Annotated in this window: 23 protein-coding genes; 11 read left to right on the top strand and 12 right to left on the bottom strand. The window is 69.8% G+C overall.

Going from position 1 to position 26,732, the window contains the following annotated elements; all coding sequences use genetic code 11:
- Positions 1 to 67: 67 nt before the first annotated feature.
- Positions 68 to 514 carry a VOC family protein gene (locus tag N5095_RS13810; RefSeq protein WP_267623477.1) on the bottom strand — a complete coding sequence of 149 codons (447 nt, stop codon included), beginning with the start codon at positions 512 to 514 and terminating at the stop codon, positions 68 to 70.
- A 94-nt stretch (positions 515 to 608) separates the two neighbouring features.
- On the opposite strand from N5095_RS13810, the gene N5095_RS13805 reads away from it, so the two are divergent.
- Positions 609 to 992 carry a hypothetical protein gene (locus tag N5095_RS13805; RefSeq protein WP_267623476.1) on the top strand — a complete coding sequence of 128 codons (384 nt, stop codon included), beginning with the start codon at positions 609 to 611 and terminating at the stop codon, positions 990 to 992.
- A gap of 111 nt (positions 993 to 1,103) precedes the next feature.
- Here N5095_RS13805 and purH read toward each other — a convergent pair whose 3' ends face one another.
- The gene (purH, locus tag N5095_RS13800) at positions 1,104 to 2,723 is read right to left on the bottom strand and encodes a bifunctional phosphoribosylaminoimidazolecarboxamide formyltransferase/IMP cyclohydrolase (protein WP_267623474.1); all 1,620 of its coding nucleotides are present in this window, start codon (positions 2,721 to 2,723) and stop codon (positions 1,104 to 1,106) included.
- A gap of 168 nt (positions 2,724 to 2,891) precedes the next feature.
- On the opposite strand from purH, the gene purB reads away from it, so the two are divergent.
- The 3 genes from purB to N5095_RS13785 all read left to right on the top strand — a co-directional run bounded on the left by purB (position 2,892) and on the right by N5095_RS13785 (position 6,807).
- Entirely contained in the window at positions 2,892 to 4,382 is a 1,491-nt protein-coding gene (purB, locus tag N5095_RS13795; RefSeq protein WP_267623473.1) for an adenylosuccinate lyase, read from the top strand.
- A gap of 193 nt (positions 4,383 to 4,575) precedes the next feature.
- Positions 4,576 to 5,730 (top strand): multicopper oxidase domain-containing protein, encoded by a 1,155-nt coding sequence (locus N5095_RS13790; RefSeq protein WP_267623472.1) that lies wholly within the window; start codon positions 4,576 to 4,578, stop codon positions 5,728 to 5,730.
- 6 nt (positions 5,731 to 5,736) lie between these two features.
- Positions 5,737 to 6,807: a halocyanin domain-containing protein gene (locus N5095_RS13785; RefSeq protein WP_267623471.1), complete on the top strand. Its 1,071-nt coding sequence runs from the start codon at positions 5,737 to 5,739 to the stop codon at positions 6,805 to 6,807.
- Here the strand turns inward: N5095_RS13785 and N5095_RS13780 are convergent.
- The 6 genes from N5095_RS13780 to dapA are packed head-to-tail and all read right to left on the bottom strand — an operon-like array spanning position 6,784 to position 13,072.
- Positions 6,784 to 8,013, bottom strand: a complete 1,230-nt coding sequence (locus N5095_RS13780) for a M20/M25/M40 family metallo-hydrolase (protein ID WP_267623469.1) — start codon at positions 8,011 to 8,013, stop codon at positions 6,784 to 6,786. The genes N5095_RS13785 and N5095_RS13780 overlap by 24 nt on opposite strands.
- Positions 8,010 to 8,975: a diaminopimelate epimerase gene (dapF, locus tag N5095_RS13775; RefSeq protein WP_267623468.1), complete on the bottom strand. Its 966-nt coding sequence runs from the start codon at positions 8,973 to 8,975 to the stop codon at positions 8,010 to 8,012. Before dapF ends, N5095_RS13780 begins: the two co-directional genes overlap by 4 nt.
- Positions 8,976 to 8,981: 6 nt before the next feature.
- Positions 8,982 to 10,478: a diaminopimelate decarboxylase gene (gene lysA / locus N5095_RS13770; RefSeq protein ID WP_267623467.1), complete on the bottom strand. Its 1,497-nt coding sequence runs from the start codon at positions 10,476 to 10,478 to the stop codon at positions 8,982 to 8,984.
- On the bottom strand, positions 10,471 to 11,316 hold the full coding sequence (locus N5095_RS13765) for a 2,3,4,5-tetrahydropyridine-2,6-dicarboxylate N-succinyltransferase (protein WP_267623465.1): 846 nt from the start codon (positions 11,314 to 11,316) through the stop codon (positions 10,471 to 10,473). The genes lysA and N5095_RS13765 overlap by 8 nt, the downstream gene beginning before the upstream one ends.
- Positions 11,313 to 12,152 carry a 4-hydroxy-tetrahydrodipicolinate reductase gene (dapB, locus tag N5095_RS13760; protein ID WP_267623463.1) on the bottom strand — a complete coding sequence of 280 codons (840 nt, stop codon included), beginning with the start codon at positions 12,150 to 12,152 and terminating at the stop codon, positions 11,313 to 11,315. Before dapB ends, N5095_RS13765 begins: the two co-directional genes overlap by 4 nt.
- The gene (gene dapA / locus N5095_RS13755) at positions 12,149 to 13,072 is read right to left on the bottom strand and encodes a 4-hydroxy-tetrahydrodipicolinate synthase (protein ID WP_267623461.1); all 924 of its coding nucleotides are present in this window, start codon (positions 13,070 to 13,072) and stop codon (positions 12,149 to 12,151) included. The genes dapB and dapA overlap by 4 nt, the downstream gene beginning before the upstream one ends.
- Positions 13,073 to 13,853: 781 nt before the next feature.
- Here dapA and N5095_RS13750 point away from each other — a divergent pair.
- From N5095_RS13750 to N5095_RS13735, 4 genes are all read left to right on the top strand, one after another.
- Positions 13,854 to 15,599 carry a flippase activity-associated protein Agl23 gene (locus N5095_RS13750; protein ID WP_267623460.1) on the top strand — a complete coding sequence of 582 codons (1,746 nt, stop codon included), beginning with the start codon at positions 13,854 to 13,856 and terminating at the stop codon, positions 15,597 to 15,599.
- A 117-nt stretch (positions 15,600 to 15,716) separates the two neighbouring features.
- A complete protein-coding gene (locus N5095_RS13745) occupies positions 15,717 to 16,424 on the top strand; it encodes a metallophosphoesterase (protein ID WP_267623459.1) in 708 nt (235 codons plus the stop codon).
- A gap of 123 nt (positions 16,425 to 16,547) precedes the next feature.
- Positions 16,548 to 16,913 carry a hypothetical protein gene (locus N5095_RS13740; RefSeq protein WP_267623457.1) on the top strand — a complete coding sequence of 122 codons (366 nt, stop codon included), beginning with the start codon at positions 16,548 to 16,550 and terminating at the stop codon, positions 16,911 to 16,913.
- Positions 16,914 to 16,997: 84 nt separating this feature from the next.
- On the top strand, positions 16,998 to 18,038 hold the full coding sequence (locus N5095_RS13735) for an NAD(P)-dependent alcohol dehydrogenase (RefSeq protein WP_267623455.1): 1,041 nt from the start codon (positions 16,998 to 17,000) through the stop codon (positions 18,036 to 18,038).
- Positions 18,039 to 18,436: 398 nt separating this feature from the next.
- On the opposite strand, the gene N5095_RS13730 is transcribed toward N5095_RS13735, so the two are convergent.
- The gene (locus N5095_RS13730) at positions 18,437 to 19,723 is read right to left on the bottom strand and encodes an NAD(P)/FAD-dependent oxidoreductase (protein ID WP_267623454.1); all 1,287 of its coding nucleotides are present in this window, start codon (positions 19,721 to 19,723) and stop codon (positions 18,437 to 18,439) included.
- A gap of 65 nt (positions 19,724 to 19,788) precedes the next feature.
- Complete coding sequence (locus tag N5095_RS13725; protein WP_267623453.1) at positions 19,789 to 20,220, bottom strand: FxLYD domain-containing protein; 432 nt, start codon at positions 20,218 to 20,220, stop codon at positions 19,789 to 19,791.
- Between the two features lie 321 nt (positions 20,221 to 20,541).
- Between N5095_RS13725 and N5095_RS13720 the strand changes: the two genes are divergently transcribed.
- On the top strand, positions 20,542 to 21,795 hold the full coding sequence (locus N5095_RS13720) for a pyridoxal-phosphate dependent enzyme (protein WP_267623452.1): 1,254 nt from the start codon (positions 20,542 to 20,544) through the stop codon (positions 21,793 to 21,795).
- A gap of 54 nt (positions 21,796 to 21,849) precedes the next feature.
- Here the strand turns inward: N5095_RS13720 and N5095_RS13715 are convergent, their stop codons facing one another.
- The gene (locus N5095_RS13715; protein WP_267623451.1) at positions 21,850 to 22,053 is read right to left on the bottom strand and encodes a helix-turn-helix transcriptional regulator; all 204 of its coding nucleotides are present in this window, start codon (positions 22,051 to 22,053) and stop codon (positions 21,850 to 21,852) included.
- Positions 22,050 to 22,466 (bottom strand): DUF2178 domain-containing protein, encoded by a 417-nt coding sequence (locus tag N5095_RS13710; RefSeq protein WP_267623450.1) that lies wholly within the window; start codon positions 22,464 to 22,466, stop codon positions 22,050 to 22,052. Before N5095_RS13710 ends, N5095_RS13715 begins: the two co-directional genes overlap by 4 nt.
- A 149-nt stretch (positions 22,467 to 22,615) precedes the next feature.
- Between N5095_RS13710 and N5095_RS13705 the strand changes: the two genes are divergently transcribed.
- Positions 22,616 to 24,316, top strand: coding sequence for an acyl-CoA mutase large subunit family protein (locus tag N5095_RS13705; protein ID WP_267623449.1), 1,701 nt, complete (start codon positions 22,616 to 22,618; stop codon positions 24,314 to 24,316).
- 408 nt (positions 24,317 to 24,724) lie between these two features.
- On the top strand, positions 24,725 to 26,719 hold the full coding sequence (acs, locus tag N5095_RS13700; protein WP_267623448.1) for an acetate--CoA ligase: 1,995 nt from the start codon (positions 24,725 to 24,727) through the stop codon (positions 26,717 to 26,719).
- The last annotated feature ends 13 nt before the right edge of the window (positions 26,720 to 26,732 follow it).

The following is a 26,732-nucleotide window of genomic DNA, read 5'->3' as shown; positions in this document are numbered from 1 at the left end:
TCGGACGGATGAACCTGTCGTGGTCGGGTCGTCTCGGCGGCCCGCCGACGCCGCCCACCTGCGCGAGCTACTCCCGCGGCGGCGCCTCGCCCGCGTCGGGGTCGTACGCGACGAGTTCGACGTGGTTCCCCTCCGGGTCGTAGAAGAACAGCGACCGCCACGACACCCACTCGAACGTCGTCTCCTCGGGGTCGATGCCGTGGCCTCGCAGACGCTCGCGTTCGTCCTCGTAGGCGTCGAGCGGGATGCCGAACGCGAAGTGGTCGAGCGTGCTCCGGCCCGACTCGGGCGGGTGGGCCTGGCGCTCGCTCCGGTCGAACAGCGCGAGAATCTGGGTGTGGCCCTCGACTCCCGCCGCGACGTCGAAGAACGCCATCGTCTCCGAGCGCTCCATCCGCCGGAGGCCGACGACCTCCTCGTAGAACGTCGCCATCGCGTCGAGGTCGTCGACGCGGAGGGCGATTTCGCCGAGGCCGGCGATGGGCGTGTCGTGGGTGTGCTCGTCCGAAACCATGTCGCGACGGACGCGAACTCGACGTATCAACTCACCGGGAACCCTGTTCACACAGGCGGAAGGTAGAAACGCGACAGTGGCCTACCGCGGTCCGATGACCGAAGAGACGACACTCGCACGGTGGGCCGCGAAGCACGGTTTTCGACACTACGGGACGGCCGGCGCCGTCGTCGCCGGCGCCGCCGCCGGCGGGTTCGTGGGGTACCGCCTCGCGAAACGCCGTACCGGGGTTCGCGACGCTCCGGACGAGCGCACCGGTGTCGACACGTACGGCGCCGTGAAGACCGCCCTCGACCTCGCCGAGAGAGTCGGCGACGAACGGGGTGGTCGGAACGTCGGCCGTACCGACCGCGTCGACCCCGTCCGCCCCGGAGAGGGAACCGACGTACCTATCGACGGGACCGCCGCCGACGGCGACGACCACGTCGATTCCGCGGTGGGGACCGACGTTCCCATCGACGGCGACGGCGAGGAGTAGCTGCGTCGCCTCCCGTGTGCCGGGGCCGACTTCACACCGCTCAGTCGTGCCTGAAACACCGGAAGACTCCCTATGGTCGTCTTCCGAACTTTAGACCCTCCTTCACCCCGTTCAGTCGTGTCTAAAGCACCGACTCCCGGTGAACGCCATCGCCACGTCGTGTTCGTCCGCCGCTTCGATGACGTCGTCGTCGTTCACCGAGCCACCGGGCTGAATCACGGCGTCGACGCCGGCGTCGACGGCCTCCTCGATGCCGTCCGGGAACGGGAAGAACGCGTCCGAAGCCATCACGGCGCCCTCCGCGGACTTTCCATCTGCATCTTTCTCGGCCTTCATCGCGGCCAGTTTCACGGCGTCGACGCGGGAGACCTGCCCCGTCCCGACGCCGACCGTCTCGGTACCGGTCGCGAACACGATGCCGTTCGACTTCACGTGCTTGAGCGTCTTCCACGCGAACAGCATCGTCTCCAGCTCCTCGTCGGTGGGCTCGCGCTCGGTGACGACTTCGAGGTCCTCGACCGTCGGCGCGGAGAGGTCGCGCTCCTGCACGAGTCGACCGCCGACGAGGTCCTTCTCGGTGTAGCGTTCGCTCACGTCGCCGAGGGCGTCCGCGTCGCCCACGTCGAGCACGCGGAGGTTCTCCTTCTCCCGGAGGACGGAGAGCGCGTCGTCGGTGTAGCCGGGGGCGACGACGACCTCCTTGAACGAGTCGACCACCTGCTCGGCGGTCTCGGCGTCGCACTCGCGGTTGAGCGCCACGATGCCGCCGAAGGCGCTCTTGGCGTCGGTCCGGAGCGCGCGGTCGTAGGCGTCGGCGAGGGTGTCGCTCGTCGCACAGCCGGCGGGGTTGGTGTGCTTGATGACGGCCGCGGCGGGTTCGTCGAACTCCTTGATGAGGTTCAGTGCGGCGTCGGCGTCGTTGTAGTTGTTGTACGACAGCGCCTTCGCGCCCTCGTTCAACTGGTCGGCGTGGACGACGCTCGCCTCCTCGCAGGTCGGGTCGGCGTACAGCGCGGCGTCCTGGTGGGGGTTCTCCCCGTACCGCAGGTCGGCCTCGCGGTCGAAGGAGTCGACCTTGCGGGCGGGGAACGCGCCGTCCCCCTCCCCGCCGGCGCCGGCGTCGTCACCGTCGACTGACACCTCCCCCGTCGCGTCGTCGACCGTCACGCGGTCCTCGGCGAACCACTTGACCGCGCGGGGGTAGGCGCGGAACTCCGCCTCGTGGAGGACGCGCTCCTTGAGGTCCGATTCGGCGTCGTCTTCGTACACCGGGACCGACTCCTGGGTGACGATGGGGCCGGCGTCGACCGCCTCGCTCACGACGTGGACGGTGCACCCGGTGACGCGGGCGCCGGCGTCGAGCACCTGCTCGTGGGCGTTCATCCCCGGGAACGACGGTAGGAGGGAGGGGTGGACGTTCAGCGTCGTCGGCGCCGCGTCGAGGAACGTCGACGTGAGGACACGCATGTACCCGTCGAGACAGACGAGGTCGACGCCGTAGTCTGAGAGCGCCTCGAGGATGCGCTCTTCGTGGGACTCGCGGGACTCGCCGCCGTCCTCGTCGCGGACGACGACTTCCGTCGGGATGCCGCGCTCGTCCGCGGCGTCGAGGATGGGTGCGTCCTCCCGGTTGGAGACGACGACGCCCAGTTTCGCCCCGCCGGGGGCGCGGTCGGCCAGGTTCAGGAGATTGCGGCCACGGTTGCTCGCGAGACCGGCGATGGTGAGCATGTGCGAAAGACCCTCGGCCGCGAGAAAAACAGTTCCGGTTGCGGCGGGCGAGTTGTACTCGTTCGTGGATATTCTCGCCCCGAACCGGGCCGATTCGGGCCACACCTGTACACGAAACTGTTCTTCCGCACCGATACGCTTTTGCGGGCTCCGCGGGCATCCCGACCCATGACCGACACCGACGACGCAGGCGACTTCACCGGGCCGACCGTCGCGGACGGCGGGACCGACGGCGGCGCCTTCGGCCTCTCCCGCGAGGACCCGCTGGCGGCCGTCTCACCCCTCGACGGGCGGTACGCTGGCCGAACGGCGCCGCTCTCCGCCTACGCCAGCGAGGCCGGCCTGATGCGCGCCCGGGTCGAGGTCGAGGCCGAGTACCTGCTCGCGCTCGCCGACCTCGACGCGACGCCGCTCTCGCTCTCCGACGGGGAGGCGGCCGCCGTCCGCGACGTCTACGAGTCCTTCGGCGCCGCCGACGCACGGCTCGTCAAGCGCCTCGAGACCGAGGGCGCGGCCGGTTACTCGGCGACGAACCACGACGTGAAGGCCGTCGAGTACTTCCTCCGGGTGCGACTCGGCGAAACGGCCGACGTGGACGACGCCGAACGGCTCTCCCCCTGGATTCACTTCGGACTCACGAGCGAGGACGTGAACAACCTCGCTCAGCGCCTGCTCGTGCGCCCCGCCGTCGACGACGTCCTCCTCCCCGCACTCGCCGACGTGCGCGACGACCTGACCGCGATGGCTCGGGAGTACCGCGGGACGCCGATGCTCGCCCGGACCCACGGCCAGCCGGCGACGCCGACGACGTTCGGCAAGGAGATGGCCGTCTACGCCGCCCGACTGGGGACGGCGATGGGACGCGTTCGAGGGGCGACCGACGACCTCGCCGGCAAACTCGGCGGCGCCTCCGGCACCTACGCGGCCCACGTCGCCGCCTACCCCGACGTGGACTGGCGGGCCTTCTCCCGCGAGTTCGTCGGCTCGCTCGGCTTCGAACACGTTCCCCTGACGACGCAGGTGAACCCCTGTGACGACCTCGCGGCACTGTTCGACGCCCTCCGGGGCGTCAACGACGTGCTACTCGACTTCGACCGCGACATGTGGCTGTACGTCTCCGACCGCTATCTCGGCCAGGAGGCCGTCGAGGGCGAGACGGGGTCGTCGACGATGCCCCACAAGGTGAACCCCATCGACTTCGAGAACTCCGAGGGGAACCTCTCGAAGGCGAACTCCGACCTCGTCTTCCTCGCGGACTACGTCACCACCTCGCGGCTCCAGCGGGACCTCTCCGACTCGACGGTGAAACGCAACGTCGGGGCCGCGTTCGCCCACTGTCTCGTCGGCTACTCGAAGGCGAGTGCGGGCCTCTCGAAGGTCGTCCCGAACGAGCGGGTGATGCGCGAGGAGTTGGAGTCGACCCCCGAAGTCATCGGCGAGGCCGTCCAGACGATTCTGCGACGCGAGGGCGACACCGACGCCTACGAGCGTGTGAAGGAGCTGACTCGGGGGCGGCGCGTCACTATCGAGGACTTCCGGGAGCTGTTCGCCGACCTCGACGTGGACGAGTCGGTCAGGGAGGAGCTGCTCGCGTTGACGCCGACGGGGTACACCGGCGTCGCGGACGAACTGGTGGACGAACTGGACGCGTCGAACTGACCGGCAGCGGCTCGACCGCCGACCGGACTCGGTCGACTCGACCCGACTCGACTCAACCCCCGTTCTCACGCGCTCGGAATCGGCGGCCGTTTATATACACTCCTCGGGTGAAGCCCGTAGGATGGAAGACGCCGTTTCACACGGCTGAGAACCGCTCTCCCGTTATAACCTCCCCGGAGACGCACCCTGATGTATGAGCCGAGACAGAATCGGTGCACCCGGAACCGGCATCTCACGACGGAGTTTTCTCGCGGCGACCGGTGCGACGGGCGTCGCGGCGACGGCGGGTTGTGTCTCCGCCCCCGTCGCGGAGACGAACGGCGCGGACGCGGGCGTCGGGGCGTCGGCGTCGATGAACGAGAACCTCCCCTTCACCGGCCCGCCGGAGGTCGTCGACTGCGACGAGACGGACGGGAAGGTGACGATGCGGATGGCCCGTGCCCGTCACGCCGTCCACCCGGGCGAGAACATGGGCGGCCCCATCGTCTTCCCCCAGGTGTGGGCGTTCCAGGCGAACGACAGCGCGCCGTCGGTCCCCGGTCCCATCCTGCGGACGACCGAGGGCAACGACCTCGAGGTGACGCTGGACAACACGGACAGCATGCGACCCCACACGCTCCACTTCCACGGGGTGCAGAAGACGTGGGAGAACGACGGCGTCCCCACGACGACCGGTGTCGTCGTGAAGCCCGGCGAGAAGCACACCTACCAGATTCCCGCGAACGTCCCCGGCACCCACCTCTATCACTGCCACTACCAGACGCCGAACCACATGGAGATGGGGATGTACGGCATCCTCCGGGTCGACCCGAAGGGGTACGAGCCGGCCGACAAGGAGTACTTCATGACCGTCAAGGAGTGGGACTCCCGGCTCACCCGCCAGTACGGCGGCGAGGACGTGACCTACGACCTCACGAACCGCCGGCCCGACACCTTCACCGTCAACGGGAAGAGCGCCCCGCGGACGCTCCACCCGGAGGACGGGTCGCCCATCGTCGTCGAGCGGGGCGACACCGTCCGAGTCCACTGGGTCAACGCGGGGTTCATGAGCCACCCGTTACACATCCACAACCACCGCTTCCGCGTGGTCGAGAAGGACGGGAGCCCGATGCCCGAGGCGCTCCAGTTCGACCAGGACGTGCTGAACGTCGCGCCGGCCGAGCGCTACACTATCGAGTTCGAGGCCGACGTCGACCCCGGCATCTACCTCATGCACTGCCACAAGGTCGACCACGTCCGCAACGGCTCCTCGTACCCCGGCGGGATGCTCTCCGGCGTCGTGTACAAGGAGGCGATGAACACCGACATCTTCGCGAAGCTGATGGAGTACGCGGGGTACGAGGGGTGACCGGGGATGAGTACGAACTACACCCGACGCGACGCGCTCCGCCTCGGCGCGGGTGCGGCCACCGCGTCGCTCGCGCTCGGCGCGTCGGCGTCGACTGCGGCGGCCCAGACTGACGGAGCGAGCGACTCCGGTGGCTCCGGCGGACCCGCCGGCTGGCTGGACGGCGTCGACAACTTCGACGGCGTCGTCGACGAACGCGGGAAATCGGAAGTCACCGTCGAGGTCGGAACCGCCGGCAACGGCGGCGACTTCGGCTTCGGTCCCGCCGCGGTCCGTGTCGACCCCGGTACCACGGTGGTCTGGGAGTGGACGGGCAACGGCGGGTCGCACAACGTCGTCGCCGAGGACGGCTCCTTCGAGAGCGAGTTGGTCGGCGACGCGGGGTACACCTTCGAGCGGACGTTCGACGCCCCCGGCTTCGCGGCGTACTACTGCATGCCCCACCGCGCGATGGGGATGAAGGGTGCCGTCCTCGTCGGCGACACGGAACTGCCCGGGGCGGGCGACGTAGCCGACTCCGGCCCCGCGGCGCCGACGTTCGACGGCTGGCTGGACGGCGTCGACAACTACGACGGCGTCGCCGACGAACGCGGAGAGAGCGAGGTGACGGTCCGGGTCGGCGCCGCCGGCAACGGCGGGGCGTTCGCGTTCGACCCGCCCGCCGTGCAGGTCGACCCCGGGACGACCGTCCGCTGGGAGTGGACCGGCGACGGCGGGTCACACAACGTCGTCGCCGAGGACGGAAGCTTCGAGAGCGACCTTCTCGGCGACGCGGGCACGACGTTCGAGCGGACGTTCGACGCGGCCGGCGTGACGAAGTACGCCTGCGCGCCGCACGTCTCGCTCGGCATGAAGGGGGTCGTGGTCGTCGGCGACGCGGTCGGCGCCGGCGGCTCGGGCGCGCTCGGCACCGACGACTACCTGATGCTGGGCGTCGGAGCCGTGGCGCTGTCGCCGCTCGCCGTCGCGCTCGGCCTCCTCTTTCACGGCGAGGACCGGGACCCGATTCGCGGCCGGAACCGGGGACGCGGCGAGTCGGACTCCGACGGCGGACTACCCGCCGACCAGCGAGCGTAGCGCCGCCGTCACCGCCTCGGCGGCGGCCTCGACCTCGGCGACCCGGACGTACTCCCGGTCGGCGTGGGCGACCGCTCCCTCGTCGTCGGCCAGGTCGCCCGGGCCGAACACGACGGTCGGCGCGAGGTCGGCGAAGTACGACGCCTCGGTCGCGGCGCCGAACGGCCGGACGGCGCCGCAGTCGCGGCCCGCCCGGTCGGACACCCCCTCCGCGGCGTCGGCGAGCGCCCGGACGACCGGCGCGTCGCGGTCGGTCGCGAACGCCTCCAGGAAGGGGGTGTCGCGCTCGGTGAACGCGAAGTCGACGCCGACCTCCTCGGGAGCGGCGTCGCGGAGCGCGACGAGCAGTGACTCGCGGAACCCGTCGGCGGTCTCCGGCGGGACGCTCCGGCGGTCGAGCGTCAGCGCGCAGTCGGCGGGGACCTGGTTGGTGGCGTCGCCGCCGGAGACGACCGTCGGCGTCAGCGACGCGGGACCGAGCTCCGGGTGGGGGTCGCGTTCGGCGTCGAACTCGCGGACCGCGGCGAGCACGCCCTCGAGCGCGGCCACGGCGTTGGCGCCCGACTCGGCCTCGGCGGCGTGGGCGTTGACGCCCGAGAGGTGGACCGTCCCCTCGAATCGACCCTTCGCGGCGGTGCAGACGTCGAGCCCGGTGGGTTCGCCGACGAGCACAGCGTCACCGTCGCGGTCGCCGAGGCCGGAGAGCGGTCCGTCGGGGTCGGTGACGAGCGCGTGGGCGCCGGTCGATAGGGTCTCCTCGTCCGGCGTGACGGCGAGCGTCACGCGGTCGTCGCCGGGGTCGACGCTCAGAAAGCCGGTCAGCAGCGCGGCGAGCGGTCCCTTCGCGTCGCAGGACCCCCGGCCGCGAATCACGCCGGCGTCCCCGTCGTACTCGTGGGCGACGTGTGGCGTGACGGTGTCGACGTGGGTGTTCAAGACGACGTGCGAGCCGGCCGTGTCGGGGTCGCCAGGTCCGCCGAGGTCGTCGAGGGCGGCACCCCTGCTCGCGACGACGTTGCCCGCGTCGTCCACCGCTACGTCCGCGTCGAGCGCGGCGTCGTCACTGTGGCGCTCCAGCGTGTCGACGAGTAGCTCCCGCATCTCGGCCACGTCCTCGTCGGAGGCGACGGGGACGGCGTCGTTCAGGAAGGAGACGGGGTCGAATCCGGTGTCAGTCCGTCCGGCCGGGTCCGAATCGGAACTCACTGCTCGGCGTCGGGCCGGCGCGGCACCTCGCCCGAGAACTCGTGGACGACGGGGCCGCGGAGGGTCGCGACGCCGCGCCGGTCGGGGACAGTAATCTCGAGGTCGCCGCCCGGCGGCGAGACGGTGAACTTCGTGCCCGTTCGCGAGTCGCTTCGCTCCCCGCTCGCACCCGAGGCGCTGCGCGCCTCGGAGCCGACGAGGTCGAGTTGCTTCGCGGCGGCGACGAGCGCCACGGCGCCGGTGCCGCAGGCCTGCGTCTCGCCCTCGACGCCGCGCTCGTAGGTGCGCTGGCGGAAGGACACCTCGCCCTCGGCGTCCTCCTCGACGGAGGCGACGGTGACGTTCGCGCCCTCCGGGAAGACGTCCGCGTGGCGGACGGCGGGGGCGACGGCGTCGAGGTCCACCGCGTCCACGTCGTCGACGAACGCGACGGCGTGGGGGACGCCGGTGTTGACCGCCGTGACGGTCAGCCCTTCCACGTCCTCCTCGACGAGCGGCGCGTCGCGGGCGAGCGGGACGTTCTTCGGGTCGAACGCGGGGACGCCCATCTCGATGGTCACGTCGCCGTCGTCCTCGACGCGGGCGTGGCGCGTGCCGGCCTGCGTGTCGACCATCACCTCGTCTGCGCCGGTGCGCTCGGCGGCCCAGGCGGCGGCGACGCGGGCGCCGTTGCCACACATCGCGGCCGTCGACCCGTCGGGCTGGACGAGCGTCATGATGACCCGCGGCGGGGAGTACTGGTCTTCGAGTGCGAGAAAGAGCGTGCCGTCCGCCCCGCGTCGTCCCTCCTCCTCGACGCTCTCGCCGTCGGCGACGACGCCCTCGTCGCGGTCACAGTAGGCGGTCGCGAACGCCGCCCGGTTGGGGACGTAGGCGTCGGCGTCGACGACGAGGAAGTCGTTGCTGGTTCCGTGGTACTTCTCGAACGATACGGGTCGTGCTCGGCTCTCGTGTAGGCTCATGCTCGGTCAGTGGTCTGCGTGCGGTCCCGGTCGGGTACGGTTCGACTCGGCTCCGGAATCGCGGTCGGTGTCTGCGTCGCTTCGGTCGCTTCGGTCGCTACCGGTCGGTTCGTCGGTCGTCACTTCGAGGTCGGTCAGCTCGGAGAGGCGCTCGCGGCGACGGACGAGGCGGGCTCGACCGCCTTCGAGGGCGACCTCTGCCGGGCGCGGGCGGGAGTTGTAGGTGCTCGACATCTCGTATCCGTACGCACCCGCGTTGCCGACGGCGAGGAGGTCGCCGCGGTCGGGCCGCGCGAGCGGTCTGTCTTCACATAGCACATCGCTGGACTCACAGATAGGGCCGGTGACGGTGGCAGGGATTGCCACACGGTTCGGGTCCCGGCCGGCATCGCCGCTTTCCGCCCCGCTCTCGGTCCCGGCGGCCTCGGCTTCGACCGCGGCCGTGAGGTTCCGGAGGGCGTGGTAGGCGTCGTACATCGCGGGGCGAAGCAGCGTGGTCATGCCGGCGTCGACTCCTACCACGGTCGTCTCCTCAGTTGTCTTAAGTGTGTTGGCGCGGGTCACGAGCGCGCCGGCGTCGGCGACGACGTACCGACCCGGCTCGACGGCCAGCGTCGCGTCCACGTCGCCGAGCGCCTCGCGGGTCGCCGCCGCGACCGAACCGAGGTCGAGCGCCGGTTCGTCCTCGCGATACGGGACGCCGAAGCCGCCACCCACGTCGACGAACTCGAGGTCGGTTCCGTCCGCGACGACGTCGCGCGCGAGGTCGCCCATCCGCCGGACGAGTTCGCGGTGGGCCGCGAGGTCGTCCTCGCCGGTGATTCCCGAGCCGGCGTGGGCGTGGATGCCCACCACGTCGAAGTCGTCTTCGGCGTCGGCGACGAGGTCCGCCGCCCGGTCGTGCGGGACGCCGAACTTCGCGTCCGCGCCGGTCCTGACCTTCTCGTGGTGGCCGGCGCCGACGCCCGGATTCACCCGGACGCAGAGCCGACCGTCGTAGCCGCGCTCGCGCAGACGGTCGACGGTGTCCGCCGCGCCGACGGTGACGGTGAGGCCGTCGTGCCCGTTCTCCTCGTCGCCGCCGTCCGCCCACCACGCCACGACGGCGTCGAGGTCGACGGCTGGCGGGTTGACAGCGGTGTAGTGGACCCGCTCGGCCGGGAAGCCGGCGTCGAGCGCCCGGCGGACCTCGCCGGCGGAGGCGCACTCGGCGTCGAGGCCGGCGTCGCGGACCGTCTCGAGGACGGCCCGACCGGTGTGAGCCTTCGCGGCGTAGCGAACGTCGGCGTCGGGGAACGCCGCCCGGAGGCGCGCGCAGTTCTCGCGGACGCGGTCGAGGTCGGTGACGTACAGCGGGGTGTCGTACTCCTCGGCGAGGCCGACGAGGCGGGCGGGGTCCCAGTCGTCGAGTCGGCGGACCGCCGACCCGCCGTCGGCGTCGACGGTCGAGGTGCCGTCGCCGCCGGTTCCCGCTGCGTCGGTGTCGTCGTCCGGGCTACTCACGCAACGCCTCCTCCCGCCGCGTCGCGTCCAGCGTCTCCTCCTCGACGTCGGTCGCGACGACGGCGGGCTTGTACGCCCCGCCCTCGAACAGGTCGTGGTCGCCCACGCTCGACTCGACCATGCGCTGGAACGCGCGGCGCTCCGCGGGCAGGTGGCCGTACAGTATCTCCTCCTCGACGAGGTCGTAGACGGGGATGCGCGGCGTGAGCAGGGTGTTCTCGCCCACTATCGAGTTCTCGCCGACGTGGAACCCGGAAGTGACCCGACAGCCCGCACCGAGGGAGACACCGTCCTCGACGACGACGGGCGCGTCCTCGACCGGCTCCAGGACGCCGCCGACGAGCGTGTTCGCGCCGAGTTTCACGTCCGCGCCGATTTGGGCGCAGGAGCCGACCACGTCACAGGAGTCGACGAGCGTCCCGTCGCCGACGCGCGCGCCGACGTTGACGAACGAGGGGCTCATCATGATGCAGTCGTCGCCGAGGTAGCCGCCGCGGCGGATGACGGTGCCGTCGGGCGTGTTGCGCGTCCCGCGGGCGCCGAGGTCCTCGGTGTCCCTGAGGGGCAGGACGTCGTAGTAGGTCACGTCGCCGTAGCTCCGCCCCTGTGTCTCGCGCAGGCCGAAGTTCAGGAGGACGCCGCGCTTCACCCACTCGTTGACCGTCCACGCGTCCGGGCCCGAGCCGCCGAGCGGTTCGGCCGCACGGGCGTCGCCGGTCTCGAGTGCGGTGAGGAACTCGTCGAGCGTCCCCAATCCGCCGGAGCCGACCGTCTCGGCCGACACCTCGTCGTTCCGGTAGCGCTCCCACAGGTCGTCCACGTCGGTCTGGAGGCTCATTGTCGGTCACCTGCGTCGCCCCGGGTGTTCGAACCGTCGGCACCGTCGATTACTGCCGAGAACTCGTACCGGCCCGGCTCGCGTCCGGCGAGCCACACGGCGGCGTCGAGCGCCCCCTCGGCGAACACGCCCCGCGACCCCGCACGGTGTGTCAGCGACAGGGTCTCGTGGTTGCCGGCGAGCAGCAGTTCGTGTTCGCCGGTCACGTCGCCGGCACGGCGGGCGTGGACGCCGATTTCGTCCCCCGAGCGGGGCTGCTCGCCCTCCCGGCCGTGCTGGCGCGCGGTGAGGTCCGACCGAACGTCCTCTACGTCGTCGAGGACGGCGTTCGCCGTCCCCGACGGCGCGTCGCGCTTGCGGTTGTGGTGGGTCTCGGTCAGCTCCACGTCGTAGCCGGGGAGCGCGGCGACCGCCTCGCGGACGGCCCGCCGGAGCGCGGCGACCCCCCGCGAGAAGTTCGCGGCGTGGAGCAGGGGAACCGCCTCGGCGGCGGCGTCGAGCGCCGCCTCAGCCTCGTCGTCGAAGCCGGTCGTTCCGACGACGACCGGGACGCCCGCCTCGGCGCAGGTCGAGACGTAGTCGACGGACGCCTCGGGGAGCGTGAAATCGACGAGCGCGTCCGGTTCGCGCTCGGCGAGGAGACCGGGGAGGTCGGCCTCGTCCTCGACTTCGTACCCCGCTACCGACTCGACCGGCGGCCGGTTGACGGCGAGGACGACCTCGACGTCGTCGCGAGTGGTGGCGGCTTCGAGCACCTCCCGGCCCATGTGTCCGCCGGCGCCCGTGACGGCGAGTCGCACGGGGCCGCTCGCGGCGTCGCGTACCGACCCGCTCACGGCGTCGCCTCCGCGTACTCGTCCTCGACCGGCTCGGTCTCGAGGTCGTCGAGCAGGGCGGCGAGGTCGTCGACGTGCTCTTCGGAGAGTCGCGACAGCGGCGGGCGGAGGTCCGCCGGACCGTAGCCGCGGATGGCCATCGCCTCCTTCACCGGGATGGGGTTGGTCTCGACGAACAGCTCCCGGACGAGCGGGCCGAGGTCGTGGTGAATCTCGCGGGCGCGCTCATAGTCGTCCGCCAGCGCGGCGTTGACCAGCGCGCAGCTTCGCTCGGGTTCGACGTTGGCGACGACGCTGATGGTGCCGGTGCCGCCGACCGAGCAGGTCGGAAGGGTGAGCCCGTCGTCGCCGGAGAGCACGTCGAACGCCTCGTCACGGGTGCGCTCACACACCTCCGAGATTCGCCCGAGGTCGCCGCTCGCCGCCTTGTAGCCCGCGACGTTCTCGTGGCTCGCGAGCGAGACGACGGTGTCGACGGCGACGTTTCGACCCGTCCGCGAGGGGACGTTGTAGACGATCTGCGGGACGTCGACCTCGTCGGCGACGGTCCGGAAGTGCTCCTCCATCCCGGCTGGTTCGGGCTTGTTGTAGTACGGCGAGATGAGCAGGAGCGCGTCGGCGCCGGCGTCGACCGACCGCCGGCCGAGTTCGATCGCTTCGCGCGTCGAGTTCGAGCCGGCGCCGGCGACGACCGGGACGGAGACGGCGTCGGCGACCGTCTCGACGACGGCGACGTGTTCGTCGTGAGTCAGCGTCGCGCTCTCGCCGGTCGAGCCGACGGGGACGACGCCGTCGACGCCGGCGTCCTCCAGACGGCGGGCGTCGCTGGCGAGTTGGTCGTGGTCGATTCCGCCGTCCTCGTCGAACGGCGTCGTCATGGCCGGGTAGACCCCGGCGAAGTGGGAGTGTGTGCCTGTCATAGGGGTTCGATGGTGTGGTGTGGGTTCCGAGATTCGGAGTCGGGTTTACCGGACGCTACTGTGTGGTCGGGTGCTCACCCGGGACGGGGGCGCTACGCCCGCCGCGAGCGATTCAGTCGCGTGTTTTCGGTTTACCGAACTCGAGGGAGAAGAGCGTCGCCGTCGCTGTGCGGGAGCGGCCCCCGGCCACGACGACGGGTCGATTCACGTTCGCATCACGTCGGTGTGCGGATTTATAACTTGCGACGATCGGCAGGAACTGCCGACTGCTGCCGCCGGGGTCACGGACTCGAGCTGCGGCCGGACCGACCGTCGTAACTGCGGCCGCGACGGGACGAGGCTGTCGATTCGACGGTGGAAGGCGGACATCAGTCACGGATGGTCGGCGAAACCCGAGCGTAATTAACAGTCGTTGAACCTATCCGTTCGCCTTCACGCTGACTTAACGACCTTCGTTGGCGAGCCGTGGCACCTACACACATGGGAGCGAAACGTGGGATTGCTCATCGGGAGGATTGGGAACTGAAACCCGACCGTCAGACCGCGTGCCATGCCCACCGCGGTCCGACGACCCCCACCGCCTCTGACAGGTCGAACGCCCGATGGGCCTTCATAGGCGGCGCGGTCGCCGAGGGGCCGACCCTCGGTTCGCCGCGTCTCGGACGACCGACTCCGACCCGGCCGCCGCCGCGACTCCGAACTGGGGAGCGACGCCGGCGGACGGTGAAGCGGCTCTTTGACGTATGGGAAAGCGTTTATTACCGGCAGAACACTCCCGGGTATGAGTAGCCTCTCGGTGCGTCGGCTCCGCGAGCGCGAGGAGGGCGGCGTCCTCCCCCTCCTCGTCGCGGTGTCGGTCGTCGCCCTCCTCGCGCGGCTGTACGCCCTCGGTTGGCGCGTCTTCCACCAAGACGAGGGACGCGTCGGCGACTGGATTCTCCACTACATGGAGTTCGGCGAGTGGCAGTACCGCGCGATAATTCACGGCCCCTTCCTCCCCCACGTCAACGGCGTCGTCTTCTCGCTGTTCGGCGCCAGCGACTTCACGGCCCGGCTCGTCGTCGCGCTCTTCGGGGCGCTGCTGCCCCTCTCGGCGTGGCTGTTTCGCGAGCGCCTCTCCCGGACCGAGACCGTCACGCTCGCGCTGGTTCTCGCGGCCGACCCGGCTCTCCTCTACTACTCGCGGTTCATGCGCAACGACGTGCCGCTCGCGACCGTGATGTTCGTCGCGCTGGGGCTGTTCGTCCGGGCGCTCGACACCCGCCGGCCGCGCTACCTCTACCCCGCCGCTTTCGTGATGGGGCTCGGCTTCGCGATGAAGGAGAACGCCTTTCTCTACCCCGTCTGCTGGCTCGGCGCGCTGGTCCTGATTCTCGACCGCGAGACCCTGCTGGCGAGTCACCGCGACGGCCGGGACCCGCTCGACGCCGTCGCCGACCGACTCGCCGCCGTCGGCCGCGGGCTGGCGGGCTGGATGGGCCACGTCGTCGCCGCACTCGCGCTCTTCCTGCTCGTCGTCTTCCTCTTCTACGCGCCGAAACCGGAGCTGTACGGCGTCCTCGCCGACCCGCTCGCGGTCGGGGGCGTCGCCGACTCGACGATAACCCGCGTCTGGAACGAACTCCAGCGTAACTGGCTCAGCGGCCACCTCCGCGACCACTCCTATCTGGAGTTCTTCGGCTGGTTCGCGAAGACGATGGCCTTCCTCGCGGCCCCGCTCGCGGCCGCCGCGGTCGTCGGGTTCCTGGTCGACCGCTACGACCCCGAGGGGCCGCGGAACCTCGTCGCGCTCTGTTTCTTCTGGGGGGTGGCGAGCTTCTTCGGCTACCCCCTCGCCGTCGACATCAACGCCGCCTGGAACCTCGCACACGTCAACACGCCGCTCGCGGTCCCGGCGGCCGTCGGCTTCGCCGCGGTGTATCGGAGCGGGCGGCTCGCACTCGCTCGAGACGACGGCGTCGCGGTCGGCGCGGCCGCCGCCCTGTTGCTCGTCTCCGCGGGGTTCACCGGGTTCGTCGCCGTCGACAACGTGTACGTGAACCCGCAGGGGCCGGACAGCCGGATGGTCCAGTACGCCCAGCCCGCGGGCGAGATGCAGGGCCAACTCCGGGAAATCGAGCGCATCGCCGCCGACAACGAGGGGACGGACGTGATGTTCTACGGCGGGTACAACGACGGGAACGACCGCTACTACCTCTACTCGCCCGACGAGAACTGGAGTCGGGGTGAACAGCCGACGCCGGGCTGGTTCAGTCGGCTCCCGCTCCCCTGGTACTTCAGTCGCTACGACGCCGACGTGAACAGCACGAACTCGGCGGAGACGTTCGCCGAGCGCCGCCCGCCCGTGGTCGTCGCGCTCGACAGCAACGGGTTCGGGAACAACGCGACCGACCTCCGGCCGTACCTCGCCGAGGACTACGTCTGCCGGGAGTATCAGGGGTACCAGCACGGCCGGCCGCTCGCGTTCTTCGTCCGCGAGGACGTGGCCGGCGACGCCCCCGAGGCGACCCCCTGTTTCGCCGAGTGACGGACGTGACGACTTCGGCGAGCGCCGTCACCGGCCGACTCATCGGAGGCCGCGAGCGACCGTGGGCGGCCGACCCGCGACGCTAACGATTTATCACTCGCCGACGTCGTCTCGGACGTGAACGACCTCGCGTTCCGGGACCGTGCCGTCTACTTCCCCGACGCGGCGACGCTGGTCGTCGCCGACACGCACGTCGGCCGCGACGAGGCCTCCGGCGTCGAGTTCCCGCTCGGCGAGCGCGCCGACCTCCGCGAGCGCCTCGAAGCCCTGCTCGCGCACTTCGAGCCCCGCGAGGTCGTCTTCGCGGGCGACGTACTCCACCAGTTCGGGGACGTCACTCCCGACGCCGAGTCGGGCCTCCGGGAGCTGCTCGACTGCTGTGCGGCGGCCGACGCCACCCCGGTGCTGGTCGCCGGCAACCACGACACCCTCCTCGACGAGGTGTACGACGGGGCCGTCCACGACTGCTACCGCCTCGAGGACGCCTACGAGGGGGAGGACGTTCTCGTCGCCCACGGTCACGAGGAACCCGCCGAGACGGCGCTTCTCTACGTCGTCGGCCACGACCATCCGGCCATCGACATCGAGGGTCGCAAGCGACCTTGTTACCTCTACGGCTCGGGCGTCTACCGCGGCGGCGACGTGCTGATGCTCCCGGCGTTCAACCGCCTCGCCGCGGGCGCGACGGTCAACGGGATGTGGGGGACGGACTTCCAGTCGCCGCTCGTCTCCTCAGTGAACGAGTTCCGCCCCGTCGTTTACGACCCGGACAGCCAGGAGACGCTGCCGTTTCCCCCGCTCGGGCGACTCCGGCGGATGCTGTAAAGTCGTCCGAGCGCGCCGTCGGTGCTCCTTGTCTCCGACGCGCTCCGCTCTCGACGCTCTCCGCTCGCGACGCCGGCCGCCGGACTCCTTACCTGCCGACGCCTACACACAGCACCGACCACCATGACCGACTACGGCTGTCCTCACTGCGGCGCCCCGTACCTCCGGACCGCCTCCTCCGACGAACAGCTGACCGGCGAGCTCAGGCTCCCGGACGTCGACCACGAGCGCGTCTGCTACAAGGCCCGCGTCACCCCGGAGGCGTACTTCGGATTCACGCTCTACTTCCACCCCGGGACGGTGTACCGAGTCGAGGCGCGCGAGAGCCCCGACAGCGGCTGGGAACTCCCGGCCGAACGCGACGTGTACGCCTCGCGAGCGACCGCCGAGGATAGACGAGGAAAGTTGGTGCGCCTCGCGGACGACCCGGAGTACGAGGTCCGAATCCGGGAGATTCCGCTGGCGGAGGCGCGGACGCGGGGGCCGTGAACCGACGGTCGGCTCGGCGGGAAATCGGCCGACGACGCCGCGGCAACAACGTTTACTTGCGGGTCTACCATGGTTATTCGTACCATGCGAGCCGCCAGACTCCACGCGTACACCGACGACATGAGCGAGGCGCTCAGCCTCGACGACGTGGACCGCCCCGAACTCGACCGTCCGGACGGCGTCCTCGTCGAGGTCGAGGGCGCCGGCTGGTGTCAGACCGACAACCACATCGTCGAGGGGATGTGGACCGACTACGTCGAGCAGAACCTCCCGATGACGCTCGGCCACGAGAACGCCGGCATCGTCCGCGAGGTCGGCGAGGACGTGACGCTCGTCTCGGAGGGCGACCCCGTCATCTGCCACCCGCACGTCACCTGCGGCGTGTGTCGCCCGTGTCGGATGGGTGAGGACATGCACTGTGAAAACGCCGAGTTCCCCGGCCTCTCCCGCGACGGCGGCTTCGCCGAGTACCTCGCTACCGCCGAACGGTCGGTCATCCCGCTTCCAGAGGGCGTCGACCCGACGGATATCGCGCCGCACGCCGACGCCGGCATCACGGCCTACCACGCGGTGAAGAAAGCCGTCCGGCAGTTGAACCCCGGCGACACCGCCGTCGTCGTCGGCGTCGGCGGCCTCGGCCACATCGGGCTCCAGTGTCTCGACGCGATGAGCGCGACCGACATCGTCGCCCTCGACCCCAAGGAAGCGGCCCGCGACCTGGCGGGCGACCTCGGCGCGGGTCACACCGTCGACCCGACGAACGAGGACGTGGCCGCCCGCATCGACGACCTCACCGACGGGACGGGCGCCCACCAGGTCCTCGACTTCGTCGGCAGCGACTCGACGACTTCGATGGCACCCGACATCGTCGCCGGCACCGGGGACTTCCACGTCATCGGCTACGGCGGGCACGTCCACGAACCCTCGCAGGCGCTCGTCAACGGGGAGTTCAGCTTCAAAGGGACGCTCGTCGGGAAGTACGCCGAACTGCAGGAGCTGATGGCGCTGGTCGACCGCGGCGACGTGGAACTGCGGACGACGCGTTACGGCCTCGACGAAATCAACGATGTCGCGGAGCAGTTGGAGCACGGGGAGATAGAGGGGCGGGCGGTGCTGACGCCGTAGCCGGTGGCAGTCGACCGTCCACCCCGAAAGGCCGCCGCCGTCCCGTCTCGGTGTCGTGTCGGCGGAGCCAGCTATCGGGCACGAGTCGCGTCCTCGGGCCTACGCCGTAAGAATCGTCTCCGCTCACCGGAACGAGTCGACAGCCGACGAAAACCGCGGGGGGTGTGGCACCAGTGGATGGGCGCGGCGTCAGCGGGGACCAACCACCTCTGCTCGGCCCATCTGTATCTCATGAGTACCCATATTTAATATTTTCCACCTAGATAGTAATGGAATGTACCACGCGTTGCAGGGTCGGTCACACCTCCTGCGGCGCGTCGGGTCGGAGGACCTCACGGTCCGCCTCCGGGAGCGGAGTGGTTCCTGCCGGTCGACACCGAGACGAGTCTCGAGAGGGCTCAGCGGCGGTCGTCGAGCACCGCCCGCGCCGCCTCGTGGCCGCTCTCCATCGCTCCCTGAATCGAGGACCACTCGGTGTAGTCGCCGGCGAGATACACGCCGGCGCCGGGGGCGCGAACGTCCGGCAGCGTCTCGTGGACGCCCGGCGGCTGGTCGAACTGCGCGAAGGGGACGCGCTCGGTGGCGACGAGGTCCATCGTCTCGAACCCCCTCGCCGGGAACCACGAGGAGAGCGCGGCGCGGGTCTCCGCCACGAGGTCCTCGTCGTCGGCTTCGAGCGCCCCCTCGCCGAGGAACGTCGCGTTCAGTAGCTCCGCGCTCGCGGGGGCGTACTCCGGAGCGACGTTCGAGAGCGGGACGACCGTGTTCGGCGCCGACCCGCCCGCGTTGAGCACCAGCTTCGTCCCCACGTCGAGGCCCGTTCCGCGTGGGAGCCGGTAGTACTGGGTCACACAGCCTCGTCCCTCGGTCGGGATAGACTCGACGCCGGTGAGCTCTCGGGCGGCCTTCGGGTCGGTCGCGACGACGACGGCGTCGGCCTCGACGGTCTCTCCGGACACCCGGAGCGTGACGCCCGACCCGTCACCGTTCGCGTCGACCTCGGTCACCCGCTCGTCGAACGCGAACTCGACACCGGCTCGTCGGGCGCGCTCTGCCAACTGCTTCGGAATCGCGCCCATCCCCGCGGCGGGCACCGCGATATCGCCCTTCGCCAGCGCGCGGAAGGTGTACTCGAAGACGTGCTTCGAGGTGGACAGCGACCGGTCGAGGGTGACGCCGCCGTAGAACGGGGCGACGAAGTGCTCGACGAACTTCTCCGAGAAGCCCCACTCGCGGAGGTACTCGCGGATGGTCATGTCCGGACCGGCGAACAGTTCCGCCTCGCGGCGACTCAGCAGGTGCTGGACGAGCGCGAGGGTCCGCAGTTTGTCGACGGTCGTCACCTCCCGTGTCGTGACCGAGTCGACGATAGCGCCCGGGTCGCGCCGGGGGTCGGCGAGCGTCGAGCGACTGTCCGGCCGGGCGACGACCGCACCGGGGGTGAAGTACCGGAGGTTGAGGGCGTCGAGGTCCAGATACCGGCGGACCATCGGGTAGGCGGTGAAGAGAACCTGGAACCCGCGGTCGAGGGTGAACCCGTTCTCGTGGCGGGTGCGGACCCGGCCACCCACCTCGTCGCGGCGTTCGTACAGCGTCACGTCGGCACCGTCCTCGGCGAGTCGGCGGGCGGCGACCAGGCCGGCGAGACCCGCGCCGGCGACGACGACGGAGGCGTCTTCGTCCATGCCACGAGCTTCGGCCGGGCGTCACATAAGCGTCGGTTCGGCGGCAGTTCCGACCCCGACGGCGTTCACCCGCCGACCCGCACCACGAGGTCGTAATCCGCAATCGCTCCCGCGTCCACCGTGCCGTCGCGGGTGTCCAGACATGGTACCTCGAACTGCCAGAGAACCCCGGGGGCGAGCCTCTCGACGCGATCTGTCCCTTCGGCGAGGCGCTCGCCCGCCACGTCGAGGAACCGGACCGTCGCCGTCACCGTCGGGAGCGACTCCCCGGAGACGTTTCGGAGGCTGCCGCGGACCCCTGCGAGACCGCGTCCGACGTAGAACGACGCCGCGACGACCTCGACGGGCGGCTCGGACCTCTCGGCCGGCCCGGTGCCGACGCGGCTGGCGACCCCGAGAAGCAGGAGCGCGGCGGCCGCCGCGAGTACGGCCCGGCGTTCGACTGCGACCCGGTGCCGACGTTCGTACACCGAGGCCGCGAGGGGTGCGGATGACATGGTCGTGACCGGGCCGTCGACAGCCCGAGTACGGGTATCCGAAGGCCACGGACGGCGATAGCGGTTGTGTGCGAAAGGTGAGGTGTCGGTGGTCGGGGTCCGTTCCGACGTCGTCGCTGACGGTCTCGTCGGTGCCGTTTCTGCCGCCCGTCTCGGTAATCCCACCGATTCCGTCGGTTCTGTCGCCCTCACCGGCTCCGTCGGTTCTATCACCCCCGCTGATTCCCTCGGCTCCATCGCCCTCGCCGCTTCCGCGGCCCCGGCGACAGCGGCGTCGCCGCGGACGGGAAGCGATTTGTCCGTCGCGTCGAAGGGTCGGACATGGACACGACCGCGGCGTTCACCGGACTCCGGTGTACCGGCTGTGGCGAGCGAGTTGTGGGAGACCAGGGTGACGAAGCCGAAGTCGGCGCCAGCGACGGCGAGTCGTCGGGGTCCGTCGTCGTCTCGGGACGCTGTCCCGACTGCGACGCCCCGCTCGACGCCGACTACGACTACGACGCCCTCGCCGCCGACCTCGACCGCGCGGCGTTCGCTCCGCGACCGCGCGACGGCGTCTGGGCGGTCGACGCCCTCCTCCCGTTCCCGGCGGAGACGGCCGTCTCGGTCGCCGAGGGGGCGACGCCGCTGGTGTTGGCGCCGCGGCTCACCGACGAACTCGGCGTCGCGGGGGTGCTCGTGAAAGACGAGGGGCGCAACCCGACCGGGACCGTCCTCGACCGGGGGTTCTCCGTCGCCGTCACGGCCGCGAACGCGGCCGACGCCACCGACGTGGCCGTCGCCGAACCCGGTGACGGCGGGCAGTCGATGGGCTCCTACGCCGGGCGAGCGGGGATGCGCCCGCACTCGTTCACCCCGTCGCGGTCGACGTTTCTCAACAAGGCGATGACCAACGTCCACGGGGGCGAGATGCGGGTGGTCGGCGGGCGCTACCCGGACGCCGTCGAGGCGCTCGCCGACGGCTGGATGGACGACTGGACCGACCTCATGCCGTTCACGACCCCGTACCGCCACGAGGGGCAGAAGAGCCTCGCGTGGGAGGTCGCGGCCGGGACCGACTGGGACCTCCCCGACGCCCTGGTCGTCCCGACCGGGACCGGCGAGGTGCTGTACGGCGTCTGGAAGGGGTTCCGGGAGTTGGCCGAAGTTGGACTCGTCGAAGTGGGGGAACTGCCCCGGCTCTACGCGGCCCAACCCGACGGCTGTGCGCCGATTGCGACGGCGTGGGAGCGCAGCCTCGACGTGCCGGAGCCGTGGGGGCCGCCGGACACCATCTGTGGCGAACTGGAGGTGCCGGACCCGCCGGGCGGGTCGCTGGCGCTCGACGCCCTCGCCGAATCCGAGGGTGGCGCGGTCGCCGTCGACGACGAGGACGCGCTCGAAGCGGCGGTCGTCGCCGGCCACCACGAGGGGCTGGAGGTGAGTGTCAACGCCGGCATCGCCTTCGCCGGCGCGTGGGAACTCGCCGACGAGGGGGCGTTCGACGGCGACGAGACGGTCGTCCTGGTCAACAGAGAGGCCGGGGTGAAGACGGCGGACCTACTCAGGTCACACCTGATGGGGCAGGGCGTCTGACCGGAGAGCGAGAAGGGAACGAGGGTCGGTGGAGGACCGCGTCGGCGGGGTGATTCAGGCGTCGCCGAAATCGGGGTGGAACAGGTCCTCGATACGGCACTCGAAGCGTGCCGCGAGCTTGAACGCCAGTTCGAGCGACGGGTCGTAGCGTTCGCGTTCTATCGAGTTGATGGTCTGTCGGCTGACGCCGACCGCGGCGGCGAGGTCGGCCTGACTCAGTCCCTCCCGGTCGCGGTGTGCCCGGAGGTCGTTTCTCATCGACGAGTGCGGACCCAGAGATACGCACCGGCGAAGGTCAGGAACACGGCGACGTAGCCGTACAGCGCGCCCCAGACGACGGTCGGAACGGTGTAGAGGTCGAGCGCCGTGACCAGTCGCGCGCCCGACGCGCCGAGGACGAGCACGAGCGCGGAGGCGGTGAGCGCGAGTTGGCTCGCACGCTGTTCGATGGCCACGTCGCGCTCGTCGAACAGTCGGACGTCCGTCCCGAGCCAGACGACGAACGCGAGGACGAACGCGCCGATGTAGGTCAGTTCGGCGAGCACCGAGTAGTCGAAGTACCTGAGCACGACGTTGAGCGCGACGCCGCCGATGACGACGCCGAGCAGCAGTCGTCGGTACGTACGCGCCTCGGAGAGCCGGTTCGCAGCGGGGGTTTCGGTCGGTGTCATGGGGGATGGAAAGCGGCCTTGTCGGAAAGATCGCTTTACAGTCAAGGATACTTTACACGAGTAGATAAATCTATGGGTCGACCCGACGGCGAGGGCGCGGTGCACGACGACCCGAATCCTTAATCAATTGCCCGGCACAACCACGAGTCATGTACGACGAGGACGACCTCGCGGAGATTCAGGAGTCACGCGAGGAGTGGGAGGAGGAGACCCTCGACCCGGTGCTCGACCGCTTCGGCGAGCGCAAGGACCGGTTCGCCACCGTCTCGAACCTCGAGGTCGACCGCCTCTACGACCCGACCGACGTGGCCGACCTCGACTACGGTGAGGACCTCGGCAACCCCGGCGAGTACCCCTACACGCGCGGGCCGTACCCGACGATGTACCGCGGGCGGACGTGGACGATGCGGCAGTTCGCCGGCTTCGGGACGGCGGAGGAGACGAACGAGCGGTTCCACTTCCTCGTCGACGAGGGCCAGACGGGGTTGTCGACGGCGTTCGACATGCCGTCGCTGATGGGTCTCGACTCCGACGACCCGATGGCCGACGGCGAGGTCGGCAAGGAGGGCGTCGCCGTCGACACCCTGCGCGACATGGAGATTCTCTTCGACGGTATCGACGTGGGTGAGGTGTCCACCTCGTTCACCATCAACCCCTCCGCGGCGGTCGTCTACGGGATGTACGTCGCCATCGCCGACCAGCAGGGCGTCCCGCGCGAGGAGCTTCGGGGCACCCTCCAGAACGACATGCTGAAGGAGTTCATCGCCCAGAAAGAGTGGGTCATCCCGCCCGAGCCGTCGCTGGACATCGTCACCGACACCATCGAGTACGCGGCCGCGGAGACGCCGAAGCTCAAGCCCGTCTCCGTCTCCGGCTACCACATCCGCGAGGCCGGTTCGACGGCGATTCAGGAACTCGCCTTCACCCTCGCCGACGGGTTCGCCTACGTCGAGGACGCGATGGACCGCGGGCTCGACGTCGACGAGTTCGCCCCGCAACTCTCCTTTTTCTTCAACTCCCACAACTCCATCTTCGAGGAGGTCGCGAAATTCCGCGCCGCCCGGCGCATCTACGCCCGCGTGATGAACGAGTGGTACGGCGCCGAGGACGAGCGCTCCCTGCAGTTGAAGTTCCACACCCAGACGGCCGGCCAGTCGTTGACGGCCCAGCAGCCGATGAACAACGTCGTCCGCGTCACGATTCAGGCGCTCGCGGGGGTACTCGGCGGCACGCAGTCGCTCCATACGAACTCCTTCGACGAGGCGCTCGCCCTGCCGAGCGAGGACGCGGTCCGCGTCGCCCTGCGAACCCAGCAGATAATCGCCGAGGAGTCCGGCGCCGCCGACTCCGTCGACCCGCTCGCCGGCTCGTTCATGGTCGAGTCGCTGACCGAGGAGACCGAGGAGAAGGCGATGGCGTACATCGAGGAAATCAAGGAACTCGGCGACGGTTCGGTGCGCGACGGCGTGCTCGCCGGCATCGAGGAGGGGTACTTCCACCGCGAGATTCAGGAGGCGAGCTACGAGTACCAGTCCCGCGTCGAGGACGAGGAGGAGGTCGTCGTCGGCGTCAACAAGTACACGATGGACCAGGACACCCGTCCCGAACTGCTCCACGTCGACGAGGAGACCCAGGACCGCCAACTCGCCCGACTGGCGGAGGTGAAGGAGGAACGCGACGACGACGCCGTCGAGGCCGCCCTCGACGAACTCCGGGAGGTCGTCGAGCGCGGCGACAACGTGATGCCCGCCATCGTCGACGCGGTGAAGGCGTACGCGACGATGGGCGAAATCATGGGCGTGTTCGAAGCGAAACACGGCGGCTACCGGGAGACGGTCGGGGTCGTCTAGTCGGCCCAATCCGACCGACTCACCGCCCGCCCGGGAGATACATACTGGTAGGGCATCCCGCTTTTTCCCCTCCCCGTCGATGCTCTATTCGGCGCGAACGGGCCGGAGCCCGCCGTTGAGACTAACGACCTCGCGTGGACGGCGGGCACCGGGCTGTGAAGGCGCGCTCACTATCCTTTCGGTCGGCGGAAGCTCTCCCCGGTAGCGGAACGCAGGGGCCACCCGTGCCGTTCGATACATACTTCTATAATAATTATAATTTGAACAGTTCGGAATCCGGTAAAAGGGGTGCGGATGGGGGACCCTCCCTCGGGAGGGGTACTCTTCGTACCCCGACGCTATCCCCCGGAAAATACCGCCCGTGGAGGTAACCCTTATCACGCTAGTCCGGGAAGACCGTAACGAACTATGTCCGAGGAAGAGGGACAACTCGAAGCCCGTTTGGAGGAACAGGAGGAGTTCGAGCCGTCGGAGGAGTTCGTCTCGCAGGCGAACGTCACCGACGAGGGCATCTACGAGGAGTTCGAGGAGGACTGGCCGGGGTGCTGGGAGGGCGCTGCCGACCTCCTCGACTGGTACGAGGGGTACGACGAGGTCCTCGACGACTCGAACCCGCCGTTCTACAAGTGGTTCACCGACGGAAAGCTCAACGTCTCGGACAACTGCCTCGACCGCCACCTCGAAGAACGCGGCGACGAGGTCGCCATCGAGTGGGTCGGCGAGCCGACCGACGAGGAGAATCGGACGTTCACCTACGAGGAGCTCCACCGCGAAGTGAACGAGTTCGCGGCGGCCCTCCGGGACCTCGGCGTCGAGGAGGACGACGTGGTCACGATGTACATGCCGATGGTACCGGAGCTCCCGGTCGCCATGCTCGCCTGCGCTCGCATCGGTGCGCCCCACAGCGTCGTGTTCGCCGGCTTCTCGGCGGAGGCCCTCGCGACTCGCATGAACGCCGCCGACTCCGAGTTCCTCGTCACCTGTGACGGCTACTACCGCCGCGGCGACGCGCTCGACCATCTGGAGAAGGCCAACGAGGGGCTCGACGGCGTCGACCACGATGTCGAGGCGACGGTGGTCGTCGACCGCCTCGGCGACGACGGCCACGGCCACGACCTCCGGGACGGCCAGCACGACTACGCCGAGTTGGTCGCCGACCACGAGGGCGCCGAGGTCGAACCGGTCCACCGCGACGCCGAGGACATGCTCTTTCTCATGTACACCTCGGGGACGACGGGCAAACCCAAGGGGGTCAAACACACCACCGCCGGCTACCTCGCCTGGGCGGCGTGGACCTCCCAGGCCGTCCTCGACATCAAACCGGACGACACCTACTGGTGTTCGGCCGACATCGGCTGGATCACCGGCCACTCCTACATCGTGTACGGGCCGCTCGCGCTCGGTACCACCTCGGTGATGTACGAGGGGACGCCCGACTACCCCGAGCGCGACCGCCTCTGGGAAATCGTCGAGGAGTACGAGGTCGACCAGCTGTACACCGCCCCGACGGCGATTCGGGCGTTCATGAAGTGGGGTAAGCAGTTCCCCGAGGAGCACGACCTCTCCTCGCTCCGCCTGCTCGGCACCGTCGGCGAACCCATCAACCCGCGGGCGTGGAAGTGGTACTACCAGCACATCGGCAACGAGGAGTGTCCCGTCGTCGACACCTGGTGGCAGACCGAGACCGGCGGGATGATGGTGACGACCCTGCCCGGCATCAAGAAGATGAAGCCCGGTTCGGCCGGCCCGCCGCTTCCGGGTCTCGACGTGCGAATCGTCGACACCAAGGGCGAGGAGGTGGAGCCCGGCCGCGCGGGCTACCTCACGGTGAACAAGCCGTGGCCCGGGATGCTGCGCACCCTCTATCAGAACGACGAGCGGTTCGTCAACGAGTACTGGGCCGAGTACTCCGACACCGACAGCGACGACCCCGAGGACTGGGTGTACTTCCCGGAGGACGGCGCGAAGATAGACGAGGACGGGTACATCACCGTACTGGGCCGCGTCGACGACGTCATCAACGTCTCCGGGCACCGCCTGGGGACGATGGAGATCGAGTCCGCAATCGTCGGCGTCGAAGGCGTCGCCGAGGCCGCCGTCGTCGGCGGCGACCACGAGATGAAGGGCGAAGCCGTCTACGCCTACGTCATCCTCGAAGACGGGTACGAGGGCGACGACGACATGCGCGAGCGCATCGTCGGCGGCGTCGAGGACAGCATCGGCCCCATCGCCCGCCCCGAGGCGGTCGTGTTCACGCCCGAACTCCCGAAGACGCGCTCCGGGAAGATCATGCGTCGCCTCCTCGAACAGATAGCGAACGACGAGGAACTGGGCGACACGACGACGCTCCGCAACCCGGAGATCGTCGAGGACATCCAGACGAAGGTGGAGCGAGAGGACTGAGTCGCCGAATTGT

It is taken from the genome of Halobium salinum, assembly GCF_026586625.1.
In the GTDB taxonomy this organism is placed as follows: domain Archaea; phylum Halobacteriota; class Halobacteria; order Halobacteriales; family Haloferacaceae; genus Halobium; species Halobium salinum.
This window is presented reverse-complemented; position numbering and strand designations above follow the sequence as displayed.

Excerpts from the sequence above, each read along its gene's own strand:
- N5095_RS13750 (WP_267623460.1), top strand. The coding sequence starts at position 13,854 with ATGAGTAGCCTCTCGGTGCGTCGGCTCCGCGAGCGCGAGGAGGGCGGC.
- dapA (WP_267623461.1), bottom strand. The coding sequence starts at position 13,072 with ATGACAGGCACACACTCCCACTTCGCCGGGGTCTACCCGGCCATGACG.
- N5095_RS13740 (WP_267623457.1), top strand. The coding sequence starts at position 16,548 with ATGACCGACTACGGCTGTCCTCACTGCGGCGCCCCGTACCTCCGGACC.
- N5095_RS13810 (WP_267623477.1), bottom strand. The coding sequence starts at position 514 with ATGGTTTCGGACGAGCACACCCACGACACGCCCATCGCCGGCCTCGGC.
- purH (WP_267623474.1), bottom strand. The coding sequence starts at position 2,723 with ATGCTCACCATCGCCGGTCTCGCGAGCAACCGTGGCCGCAATCTCCTG.
- N5095_RS13725 (WP_267623453.1), bottom strand. The coding sequence starts at position 20,220 with ATGTCATCCGCACCCCTCGCGGCCTCGGTGTACGAACGTCGGCACCGG.
- dapF (WP_267623468.1), bottom strand. The coding sequence starts at position 8,975 with ATGAGCCTACACGAGAGCCGAGCACGACCCGTATCGTTCGAGAAGTAC.
- N5095_RS13790 (WP_267623472.1), top strand. The coding sequence starts at position 4,576 with ATGAGCCGAGACAGAATCGGTGCACCCGGAACCGGCATCTCACGACGG.
- purB (WP_267623473.1), top strand. The coding sequence starts at position 2,892 with ATGACCGACACCGACGACGCAGGCGACTTCACCGGGCCGACCGTCGCG.
- N5095_RS13785 (WP_267623471.1), top strand. The coding sequence starts at position 5,737 with ATGAGTACGAACTACACCCGACGCGACGCGCTCCGCCTCGGCGCGGGT.
- N5095_RS13730 (WP_267623454.1), bottom strand. The coding sequence starts at position 19,723 with ATGGACGAAGACGCCTCCGTCGTCGTCGCCGGCGCGGGTCTCGCCGGC.
- N5095_RS13805 (WP_267623476.1), top strand. The coding sequence starts at position 609 with ATGACCGAAGAGACGACACTCGCACGGTGGGCCGCGAAGCACGGTTTT.
- N5095_RS13765 (WP_267623465.1), bottom strand. The coding sequence starts at position 11,316 with ATGAGCCTCCAGACCGACGTGGACGACCTGTGGGAGCGCTACCGGAAC.
- N5095_RS13720 (WP_267623452.1), top strand. The coding sequence starts at position 20,542 with ATGGACACGACCGCGGCGTTCACCGGACTCCGGTGTACCGGCTGTGGC.
- N5095_RS13715 (WP_267623451.1), bottom strand. The coding sequence starts at position 22,053 with ATGAGAAACGACCTCCGGGCACACCGCGACCGGGAGGGACTGAGTCAG.
- N5095_RS13735 (WP_267623455.1), top strand. The coding sequence starts at position 16,998 with ATGCGAGCCGCCAGACTCCACGCGTACACCGACGACATGAGCGAGGCG.
- acs (WP_267623448.1), top strand. The coding sequence starts at position 24,725 with ATGTCCGAGGAAGAGGGACAACTCGAAGCCCGTTTGGAGGAACAGGAG.
- N5095_RS13705 (WP_267623449.1), top strand. The coding sequence starts at position 22,616 with ATGTACGACGAGGACGACCTCGCGGAGATTCAGGAGTCACGCGAGGAG.
- N5095_RS13710 (WP_267623450.1), bottom strand. The coding sequence starts at position 22,466 with ATGACACCGACCGAAACCCCCGCTGCGAACCGGCTCTCCGAGGCGCGT.